Here is a 9,914-nt window from a genome sequence, read left to right as displayed (position 1 = left end):
TCAGCAATGAGCGAAGCCGTCGTAATGTTTTAAGTATTTTGGGCGAACTTCCCCAAAATACGCACGACGAGAGAAGCCATTGCGAAAGCATCGAAGGAGAAAGGCCGCCCTTGCCTTTTAATCTTACTCAGCAATGAGCGAAGCCGTCGTAATGTTTTAAGTATTTTGGGCGAACTTCCCCAAAATACGCACGACGAGAGAAGCCATTGCGAAAGCATCGAAGGAGAAAGGCCGCCCTTGCCTTTTACTGTATTTGGAAGAGTGGAGTGCTACCATTCCCTAGGCAATAAAAGTACATAGGGAAGTATTTTACTATTAGTCTACTAAAATACTCTAGTTTGCTAGAGGGAAATTATGTCTTTAAAATTCACTTGACGCTGTTAGACGTGCAGGATATAAATGAAATATAGATTTAAGAAGGACTTTCGTATTGGGTGTCGAATCTAGTTATTGACGGTTACAATTGACGGTTACTATCAGAAGGTGGTGTCAGGCGATGAGGCAACCGTTTTCACGCCTTTTTGGCTTTAGTGACAAGCAGGCAGAGGTTGAAGTAAGTGGAAACGAAGAAGCAATTGAAGAAGCAATTGAAGAAAACAGAAATGAAGAAGTTAAAGAAATTAAGATTTCAGATATAGTTCCCAATCGTTTCCAGCCGCGTACAGTGTTTGATGAGGAACGAATTGAAGAATTAGCCCAAACGATCCGAACACATGGTGTGATTCAGCCAATTGTTGTAAGAGAACGGGATGGTAAGTTTGAAATCATTGCAGGGGAACGTAGGTGGCGTGCAGTTACCAAATTAGGTTGGGAAAAGATCCCAGCGTTAGTAAAGGAGTTTAATGACTCCCAAACTGCATCTGTAGCCTTAATTGAAAACCTTCAACGTGAAGGATTAACAGCAATTGAAGAGGCTGTTGCATATGCAAAGCTAATTGAATTGCACGGGTTAACGCAAGAAAGTTTAGCACAGCGACTTGGTAAAGGCCAATCGACTGTAGCCAATAAACTACGTTTATTAAACTTACCTGAAGATGTACAACAGGCTATATTAGAGCGTCAAATTTCAGAACGGCATGCTCGTGCATTGCTGTCATTGAAAAATGAAGAGCTACAAACAAAATTATTAGAAGAAATAATAGAGAAAAACCTTAATGTGAAGCAGACAGAGGAACGTGTGAAGGTACTGCTTGAAGGCCAACCAAATCAGAAAAAGAAGGCGACACGTAAGTCGTATTCGAAAGATATGCGCATTGCGATGAATACAATTCGCCAATCAGTTGATATGGTCGTAAAAAGTGGACTGCCTGTTGATACAAATGAAGAAGAACATGATGAATTCTATCAGTTTACGATTCGGATTCCAAAGAAATAATCTATCGCTATGATAGGTTATTTTTTTAGATATTTTTATAAAAAAGATTTGCAAAAATTGTGGTAGAATAAAAGAGTTCGAGTTCAGGATGGAAAGTAGGTGACAGCGTGGCTAAGATCATTGCTGTAGCAAATCAAAAAGGCGGCGTCGGCAAAACGACGACGGCTGTCAATTTAAGTGCTTGTTTAGCTCATATCGGAAAAAAAGTCCTGCTTGTTGACATTGATCCCCAAGGCAATGCAACAAGTGGAGTTGGTGTTGAAAAGGGCGACGTCGATGAATGTGTCTATGATATTCTTGTCGAAGATGTTGAAGCGACTTCGGTTATTAAGTCAACATCAGTGGATCACTTAGATGTTTTGCCTTCCACCATTCAATTATCAGGTGCAGAGATTGAACTCGTTCCAACAATCTCCCGTGAAGTTCGGTTGAAAAGAGCTCTTTCTAGTGTTTCTGATAACTATGATTATATTTTTATTGATTGTCCCCCTTCTTTAGGGTTATTAACACTTAATGCATTAACAGCCTCGGATTCTGTATTAATACCAGTTCAGTGTGAATATTACGCTCTTGAAGGGTTGAGCCAGTTATTGAATACGGTTCGCCTTGTACAGAAGCATCTAAATACCGACCTTGAAATTGAAGGGGTATTGTTAACGATGTTAGATGCAAGAACAAACCTTGGTATTCAAGTAATAGAGGAAGTAAAAAAGTATTTCCGCGAAAAGGTTTTTGATACGATCATCCCTAGGAATGTTCGTTTAGGAGAAGCACCGAGTCATGGTGAGCCTATCATTACGTATGATTCGAAATCCCGTGGAGCTGAAGTTTACGTAGAACTAGCAAAGGAAGTGGTTGCGAGTGGCGAAAGGGTTAGGTAAAGGATTACAAGCATTTTTCCCTGAGCAAAATGAAGAGGATCTTCAAGATAAAGTGGAACAGATTGCAGTCTCGCAGTTACGTTCCAATCCTTATCAACCACGAAAAACATTTACAGAAGAGGCAATTGTTGAGCTATCTGCTTCGATTGCTCAACATGGAATTTTGCAACCAATTATTGCAAGGAAGAGCATAAAAGGTTATGAAATTGTCGTTGGAGAAAGGCGCTTTCGTGCAGCCAAAAAAGCAGGCTTAAAAGAAGTTCCTGTTGTTGTAAAAGAGTTAGATGAACAGAAAATGATGGAGCTTGCTTTGATTGAAAATCTTCAACGGGAAGATTTAAATCCTATTGAAGAAGCAACTGCATATGAAAAGTTAATGGAGCATTTGTCATTAACCCAAGAACAGTTGGCTGTTCGATTAGGGAAGAGTCGTCCTCATATTGCCAATCACTTGCGTCTTTTAAACCTCCCGAGTATAGTCCAACAATTCATTTCTGAAGGGAAACTTTCAATGGGACACGGACGGGCATTGTTAGGATTGAAAGAAAAGCAAAAACTATCGCCTCTTGTTGAGAAAATCTTAAAAGAAAAGCTAAGTGTCCGTGAAGTAGAGGAGTTAGTGAATCAACTTAACGAAAAAGTTTCACGTGAAACAAAACGAAAAAAGGTAAATCTTTCACCGTTTTTAAAAGAGAGACAAGATGTCCTCCGAACACGTTTAGGAACATCAGTATCAATTAAACCGGGTAAGAAAAAGGGGAAAATTGAAATTGATTATTTTTCGGAAGATGACTTAGAACGCATTGTTCAATTACTAGATTCGGATAATTCTTGAGATAGATTGCTAAAAGGGTAACTCAAACATCAATACCTTTTATTAAACAGCAAATAAGTGAAATTCCACTTTTTGGTGTAAGATAGTAAGAGGGAAAGGATATTTGAGTCACCTTTTTTTTCTATTAGAATGAGTACATTTGAATAAGTTTAATGAAAGGAATAACAAAAATGATTTATTTTGATCATGCCGCATCTTCATACCCTAAACCGAAAAAAGTGGCAGAAGCGATGTTTGAAGCAGTATCTAGTTATAGCGCTAATCCTGGTCGTGGAGGACATAAGCTTGCCAACCGTGCAGGAAATGTTATTGAAGAGGCGAGAAAGAAAATAGCACGTGCATTTGGAGCGCCAGGAAAGAAACATGTTTGGTTTTATCAAAACGCAACAATGGCACTTAACCAAGCCATCGTAGGATTTCCTTTTCAAGAAGGGGACCATGTTGTTACCACGATGTTTGAACATAATTCAATCATTCGTCCATTAGAAAAGATCGTTTCAGAGAAAAAGATCACCGTTACGTATCTTGAACCAAATGATGAAGGGGTTATTACAGATACTCAATTTGCCGAAGCTACTACGGACAAGACGAGGTTATTTGCAGTCACTCATGCATCGAATGTTACAGGTTCGTTAGTGTCCATTAAGGCTATCTCACAAGTAGCAAAAGAACGAAACATTGTCTTTTTATTAGATGCTTCACAAACAGCTGGAACAATTCCTATACATATGGAGGATGACGGGATTGATTTACTTGCATTCGCGGGGCATAAATCTTTATTAGGACCTCAAGGGACGGGAGTATTACTAGCAAAGGATGATTATCAATTAGAACCACTTGTTTACGGTGGAACAGGAAGCTATTCAGAACTTCTCCACCAGCCGTCTCAGTGGCCTAATCGCTATGAAGCAGGGACGCTCAATACTCCTGGGATTGCTGGGTTATCTGCTGGAATTGATGAAGTGCTTTCAATTGGGATTGAAGCAATTTGGAATCATGAGCAAGAGTTGATGATGCAATTTTTAAATGGAGTAAAAGAAATCTCGAGACTCGTCGTGTACGGTCCAAAGAAATTAGAAAACCGAGTAGCTGTCATTCCTTTTGAATTAGAAGGAGCAGATAGCCATGAAGTAGCCATGATCTTAGATGAACATTATCAAATTGCAGTAAGAGCAGGTATGCATTGTGCTCCGAAAACACATCAATCATTGTCTACAAGTGAGTCAGGACTCGTTCGGGTTAGTTTTGGTCCTTTTAATACAAGTGAAGAAGTAGAGAAATTACTAGAAGCGTTAACAGAGATAACAGCAGCGTTTCAATAGACAGGAGTAAAGAGATGGTTTTAACAGGAACGATTGTAAATGGGCTAGCGATTGTAGTCGCAGCCTTACTAGGTCTTTTAGTGCGTAATATATCTGAGAATATGAAAAAAACAACGATGCAAGCGATTGCGCTTGCTGTTGTTGTGTTAGGTCTAGATATGGCCTTAAGAACAGAGCAGTTTCTCATCGTCATTGGCAGTCTTGTCATTGGTGGAGTTATTGGGGAACGAATTAATTTAGAAGAGCGATTAAACAGCTTAGGAACATGGATTGAATCAAAAATGGGAGCGAAGGAGGATGGCCAAGTTGCAAAGGCATTTGTTACGGCAACGCTCATTTATGTTGTCGGGGCTATGGCGATCCTAGGTGCATTAGATAGTGGATTAAGAGGCGATCATTCCGTACTTTATACAAAATCAATGCTTGATGGTTTCTCTGCTTTAATTTTTACATCAACACTTGGAATTGGTGTTATCTTTTCAGCAATACCGGTTATTCTTTATCAAGGTGGAATTGCTTTGTTAGCGACTCAAATCAATGAGTTTGTTCCACCTGCATTAATGGATGCTTTCATTGTAGAGATGACGGCAACAGGAGGCATCATGATTATTGCCATTGGTCTCAATATACTGGGAATCCTCCAAATTAGAGTAGCTAATTTACTGCCTGGGATTGCTGTGGTTGCTGGTCTTGTTACAGCTATCCATTATTTTTAAACTTATAAAACAACGAAAACACCTATGTGGAGTAATCTACATAGGTGTTTCATTTTTGGAGCGTAACGAGATTTGTGGTTTTAATCGCAAGGAACGCAACAGTGAAGTGGATGTAGCTTGTTCTGGAAGAAGGCTATCTGTACGTTCAATTGTTTTTGCAATTGTATTAGCCATTTGCATTACGGTATGAAGACGTGTATTTTGTAACACAAAATACTCCATCATTCCACCGATATTGACAATCCCTGTCATATGAATATCTCCTATAGATGGGAGCTTTTTTTGTACAGCTGCACCTGGTTGGACAGGGCCTTCTGCTAGTGAAATTTTCCCGACGCTATTCATTCGACCAAGGCATGCATCAATGGCCAATATAAACGGTCGAGCGTGCTTTTCATTTATTTCAGCTAATCGTTCTTCTAAGTTGACAGCATGGACAGGTTTTTCTAAAGTTCCATAAATGTGAAAACGATGCAGCCTGGAGTCTTCAAGCTTTGTCCCAATTAAGGGACCAAGAGAGTCACCAGTCGAACGATCGGTTCCAATGCATACGACGACCAAATCCCGTTTAGTATGTGGTTCTGTAAAATTAACTAATTTTTCAGTCAACTGTTCAATTGCGCCATCCTCTTCCATATGAACACGTACGGGTGGACACTTTTTTCCGAACAGACGATGGTTTGTACTCATAACATCGCCTCCTTTGCCATAGTAGTAACAGTATACGGAACTTTTTTCCTTTCTATACATAAGAGTTCATATATACTGGGTTCTTTTTTCATAAATGGATTTATGAGGAAAGCAAAGATGAGGAGAGGATTTTAATGTGGACAAATGGCTTTAAGTGGATGTTTCTTATAATAGGGACGATGATAGGAGCTGGTTATGCTTCAGGACGAGAATTATGGGAGTTTTTTGGCGCCGAAAGTGGACTAGCAATTATTTTATTTGCAATTTTGTTTACCATTTCCGTTAAAGTCATTATGACAATAAGCTATGAGAATCGTTCCACTCACTATTTGCCTGTTTTAAACGTTCTAATGGGGAAACGTATTTCACAAATGTATGATGTAATGATTATGATTTACTTGTTCTCTACAACTGTTATTATGCTTGCAGGTGGGGGAGCAACACTAGAAGTTATCCATGTTCCGTATTGGCTTGGAACCATTATTATTGGTGGAATGGTTGTTGTCCTGTTTTTATGGGATACAAAAGGAATGACTTCGATGAATGCCTTTATCATCCCGATTCTAATTGTATTTTTAATCTCCATTCTAATAGCATTTCAATATTTAAAAGGGTTTCCAATTGAATTTAAGATAGATGCTCAACATAATTGGCCTTCTGCCTTAACATTTACGGCACTAAATATTTTGCCTTTAATTGCTGTTCTTGGAGCAGTTGGAAATGAGATTAAATATAAAGGTGAGATATGGATTGCTTCACTTGGGAGTGGACTAATTCTTGGATCGATTTCGTTTCTTTATAATGAATCGTTGTTGCAAGTGGCTGGTGATATTATGCTCTATGAGATTCCGCTTTTTGCAATTTTAAAGCACTATCCTTACTTTATGATGTTAATTATGTCAGCATTGTTATGGCTTGCGATTTACACTACGGCAGCAGCTGGTGTGTTTGGTCTAATATCTAGAATGCGTGCTTGGATAAAAGGACCAGCTTGGTTAATCGCTCTGTTTTTGATTGCGATCATGGCGCCATTAACAACATTTGGTTTCTCAACGCTAATCTCCATTTTGTATCCTTTGTATGGTGTCTTGAACTTGTTTGTACTAGCTTCAATATTGCTTTACCCAATCATGTTTCACAATGCTTTGAAGTAAGGAAGGCTCGTCTATATTCTTTTTTTCGTGTATAATATACCCATAAAAAAGTTTGTAAGGGGGCCTCTTCATGACAAATAAAGAGTTTGCTCTCCATGATGTTGTCGAAATGAAAAAACAACATCCTTGTGGGGAAAATCGCTGGAAGATAATCCGGATGGGGATGGATATCCGAATTAAATGCCTCGGTTGTGAGCATAGTGTTATACTTCCTCGGAAGGATTTTTCGAAAAAGTTAAAAAAAGTTTTAGAACAGGCACAAAAGCCTGAATAAAAAACAAGGTGATAGAGTGTTACATCCCTCTATTGCCTTGTCTTTTTTATTGGTAATTACTATAATTGTAGAAGTTGTCCAAAGAATTAGCGTGTTTATTTGTTCAATTTACATAAAGATAGTTTTACCATTTTATGATGAATATAAAGAAGGAAGTGAGATGGGTGGCTTTAACAACTGGAATTGTCGGTTTGCCGAATGTAGGGAAGTCGACTTTATTTAATGCAATTACTCAAGCTGGAGCTGAATCAGCAAATTACCCTTTCTGTACAATTGATCCAAATGTAGGGATTGTCGAAGTGCCTGATGTACGTCTTCAAAAGTTAACTGAGCTTGTTGAACCGAAAAAGACGATTCCAACGGCATTTGAATTCACTGATATTGCTGGAATTGTAGAAGGGGCGAGTAAAGGAGAAGGGTTAGGAAATAAGTTTCTCTCTCATATCCGTCAAGTAGATGCTATTTCCCATGTCGTACGCTGCTTTGCAGATGATAACATCACTCACGTTGCTGGTGGAGTGAATCCAATACGTGACATTGAAGTGATCAATTTAGAATTGATTTTGGCTGATTTCGAATCGATTGAAAAACGCATCACCCGTGTAACGAAACTGGCCAAAACAAAGGATAAAGAAGCAGTAGCTGAATTAGAAGTACTTGAGAAATTGCGTGACGCATTTGAAGAAGAACAACCGGCACGCAGCATTGACTTTACTGATGAACAACAAAAAATTGTGAAACAGATGCACTTATTAACGAGCAAACCAGTTCTTTATGTAGCCAATGTAAGTGAAGAAGATTTACTCGCTCCTGAAGATAACGACTATGTAAAGAAGGTAAAGGAATTCGCAACAGCAGAAGGTAGTGAAGTCATTGTTGTTTGTGCAAAGATTGAGTCAGAGATTGCCGAGCTTGAAGGCGATGAAAAAGAAATGTTCCTTGAAGAGTTAGGGATCAAAGAATCTGGCCTTGACCAATTGATCCGTGCTGCTTATGACTTGTTAGGACTGCAAACATATTTTACAGCGGGCGTACAAGAAGTACGTGCATGGACTTTCAAAAAGGGCACAAAAGCTCCACAAGCAGCAGGAATCATCCACTCAGACTTCGAACGTGGATTTATCCGTGCAGAAGTTGTCTCCTATGAAGATTTAGTAGATGCCGGCACGATGGCAGTAGCCAAAGAAAGAGGAAAAGTACGCCTAGAAGGAAAAGATTATACCGTACAAGATGGCGATGTTATCCACTTTAGATTTAATGTATAAGAGAAAAGAACAAGTCCAGCTTTTGGACTTGTTCTTTTCTTTAAGCAATGAGCGTAGCCGACGTAACCGCCGACGTAACGATTTTAAGCATTTTGAGTGCCTTTCTTAAAATGCGCACGGCGAGCGAAGCCATTGTCCATCATCGAGTAGAACTGGCAAGCCCTTGAATTGTTTCTGCTAATAAAGTTTTTGATATTGCTAATAAGTAGATAAAGATGCAAAGAAAAGGGCCAAAAGCGTCTAATAAACTAGTTTCACTGTTAAATTTCGACTTTTGCCGTTATATCACGATTTTTACCGTTATATTTTAAAATTCGCCGTTATATGGTCATTTTCGCTAAAAAAATTAAGAGAAAGGCTGCGAGAGTCTCATTTCTTTGATGTCGCCTATGACATTTATTTCCCTATTTCCTAATCTTTCGCCTGGTATCTACAAATTCCCACATACATAGAAAAACAACTTGCACAGCACAATTCACTCTGTTATAATCTACTAATGCGAGTGCAATGACTCATATAAATGAGTTTTGCTCCTTGCTCCAATTATGGAGCCGCTAGACCAAAAGGAGGTGGACCGGAATGCGTAAGTACGAAATTATGTACATCATCGCTCCAAACCTAGAAGAGGCAGCTACTAAAGAAGTTATCGAACGTTTTAACAACGTTTTAACTACAAACGGTGCTGAAATCGAAAAGGTTAATGAAATGGGTAAGCGTCGTTTAGCATATGAAATCAACGATTTTCGTGAAGGTTTCTACGTATTGTTAAATGTACAAGCTAACTCAGAAGCGATTGCTGAATTCAACCGTCTTGTTAAGATCAACGAGAACATTATTCGTGTTCTTATCACAAAAGACGAAGAATAATTTTATGAAGCGGGAGGGGTTCGGATGCTTAACCGAGTCGTGCTAGTAGGTCGCTTAACACGTGACCCGGAGCTACGTTATACGCCTAGTGGTGTAGCTGTTGCAAATTTTACACTGGCTGTAAATCGTGCATTTTCTAATCAGCAAGGTGAGCGCGAGGCGGATTTCATTAATTGTGTGATCTGGCGCAAACAAGCTGAAAATGTCGCTAACTATCTGAAAAAAGGTAGCTTAGCAGGTGTAGATGGCCGGATCCAAACACGTAGCTATGACAACAATGAAGGCAAACGCGTCTACGTTACTGAAGTTGTGGCTGAAAGTGTTCAATTCCTTGAGCCACGTGGAGCTAATTCCAATCAAGGTCAAGGAAATGACTACTTTGGTGGTGGGGGACCTGGCCCTAGTGGAAACGACTTTGGCAGGCAGCAGCAGAACAATAATCAAAACCGTCAATCAGGTGGATTTAATGATGATCCATTTGCAAATGACGGGAAGCCGATTGACATATCGGATGACGATTTGCCGTTCTAACGTC

General features: G+C 39.3%; 11 protein-coding genes. 10 read left to right on the top strand and 1 reads right to left on the bottom strand.

Annotated features, from left to right (window positions below; all coding sequences use genetic code 11):
• Window positions 1-496: 496 nt before the first annotated feature.
• From noc to AC1FXZ_RS16530, 5 genes are all read left to right on the top strand, one after another.
• A complete protein-coding gene (gene noc, locus AC1FXZ_RS16550; protein ID WP_480055644.1) occupies window positions 497-1,375 on the top strand; it encodes a nucleoid occlusion protein in 879 nt (292 codons plus the stop codon).
• Between the two features lie 107 nt (window positions 1,376-1,482).
• On the top strand, window positions 1,483-2,256 hold the full coding sequence (locus AC1FXZ_RS16545) for a ParA family protein (protein WP_480055642.1): 774 nt from the start codon (window positions 1,483-1,485) through the stop codon (window positions 2,254-2,256).
• Window positions 2,237-3,091, top strand: a complete 855-nt coding sequence (locus AC1FXZ_RS16540; protein ID WP_480055640.1) for a ParB/RepB/Spo0J family partition protein — start codon at window positions 2,237-2,239, stop codon at window positions 3,089-3,091. Before AC1FXZ_RS16545 ends, AC1FXZ_RS16540 begins: the two co-directional genes overlap by 20 nt.
• A 170-nt stretch (window positions 3,092-3,261) precedes the next feature.
• On the top strand, window positions 3,262-4,413 hold the full coding sequence (locus AC1FXZ_RS16535) for an aminotransferase class V-fold PLP-dependent enzyme (RefSeq protein ID WP_480055638.1): 1,152 nt from the start codon (window positions 3,262-3,264) through the stop codon (window positions 4,411-4,413).
• Between the two features lie 14 nt (window positions 4,414-4,427).
• Complete coding sequence (locus tag AC1FXZ_RS16530) at window positions 4,428-5,129, top strand: DUF554 domain-containing protein (RefSeq protein WP_480055636.1); 702 nt, start codon at window positions 4,428-4,430, stop codon at window positions 5,127-5,129.
• 36 nt (window positions 5,130-5,165) lie between these two features.
• On the opposite strand, the gene yyaC is transcribed toward AC1FXZ_RS16530, so the two are convergent.
• The gene (gene yyaC, locus AC1FXZ_RS16525; RefSeq protein ID WP_480055634.1) at window positions 5,166-5,819 is read right to left on the bottom strand and encodes a spore protease YyaC; all 654 of its coding nucleotides are present in this window, start codon (window positions 5,817-5,819) and stop codon (window positions 5,166-5,168) included.
• 134 nt (window positions 5,820-5,953) lie between these two features.
• On the opposite strand from yyaC, the gene AC1FXZ_RS16520 reads away from it, so the two are divergent.
• The 5 genes from AC1FXZ_RS16520 to ssb all read left to right on the top strand — a co-directional run bounded on the left by AC1FXZ_RS16520 (window position 5,954) and on the right by ssb (window position 9,910).
• Complete coding sequence (locus tag AC1FXZ_RS16520; protein ID WP_480055632.1) at window positions 5,954-6,973, top strand: YkvI family membrane protein; 1,020 nt, start codon at window positions 5,954-5,956, stop codon at window positions 6,971-6,973.
• Window positions 6,974-7,043: 70 nt separating this feature from the next.
• A complete protein-coding gene (locus AC1FXZ_RS16515; protein ID WP_480055630.1) occupies window positions 7,044-7,247 on the top strand; it encodes a DUF951 domain-containing protein in 204 nt (67 codons plus the stop codon).
• A 164-nt stretch (window positions 7,248-7,411) separates the two neighbouring features.
• A complete protein-coding gene (gene ychF / locus AC1FXZ_RS16510; protein WP_480055628.1) occupies window positions 7,412-8,512 on the top strand; it encodes a redox-regulated ATPase YchF in 1,101 nt (366 codons plus the stop codon).
• A 579-nt stretch (window positions 8,513-9,091) separates the two neighbouring features.
• Window positions 9,092-9,379 (top strand): 30S ribosomal protein S6, encoded by a 288-nt coding sequence (gene rpsF / locus AC1FXZ_RS16505; protein WP_480055626.1) that lies wholly within the window; start codon window positions 9,092-9,094, stop codon window positions 9,377-9,379.
• A 24-nt stretch (window positions 9,380-9,403) separates the two neighbouring features.
• The gene (gene ssb / locus AC1FXZ_RS16500) at window positions 9,404-9,910 is read left to right on the top strand and encodes a single-stranded DNA-binding protein (protein WP_480055624.1); all 507 of its coding nucleotides are present in this window, start codon (window positions 9,404-9,406) and stop codon (window positions 9,908-9,910) included.
• Window positions 9,911-9,914 lie beyond the last annotated feature (4 nt).

The organism is Halalkalibacter sp. HAAS-P014, assembly GCF_056619965.1.
Note: the sequence above shows the minus strand (reverse complement) of the source record. Positions and strands in the feature narration are given on the sequence as shown.

Coding starts and splice junctions, on each gene's coding strand:
- rpsF (WP_480055626.1), top strand. CDS start 9,092: ATGCGTAAGTACGAAATTATGTACATCATCGCTCCAAACCTAGAAGAG.
- AC1FXZ_RS16520 (WP_480055632.1), top strand. CDS start 5,954: ATGTGGACAAATGGCTTTAAGTGGATGTTTCTTATAATAGGGACGATG.
- AC1FXZ_RS16515 (WP_480055630.1), top strand. CDS start 7,044: ATGACAAATAAAGAGTTTGCTCTCCATGATGTTGTCGAAATGAAAAAA.
- noc (WP_480055644.1), top strand. CDS start 497: ATGAGGCAACCGTTTTCACGCCTTTTTGGCTTTAGTGACAAGCAGGCA.
- ssb (WP_480055624.1), top strand. CDS start 9,404: ATGCTTAACCGAGTCGTGCTAGTAGGTCGCTTAACACGTGACCCGGAG.
- yyaC (WP_480055634.1), bottom strand. CDS start 5,819: ATGAGTACAAACCATCGTCTGTTCGGAAAAAAGTGTCCACCCGTACGT.
- AC1FXZ_RS16530 (WP_480055636.1), top strand. CDS start 4,428: ATGGTTTTAACAGGAACGATTGTAAATGGGCTAGCGATTGTAGTCGCA.
- AC1FXZ_RS16535 (WP_480055638.1), top strand. CDS start 3,262: ATGATTTATTTTGATCATGCCGCATCTTCATACCCTAAACCGAAAAAA.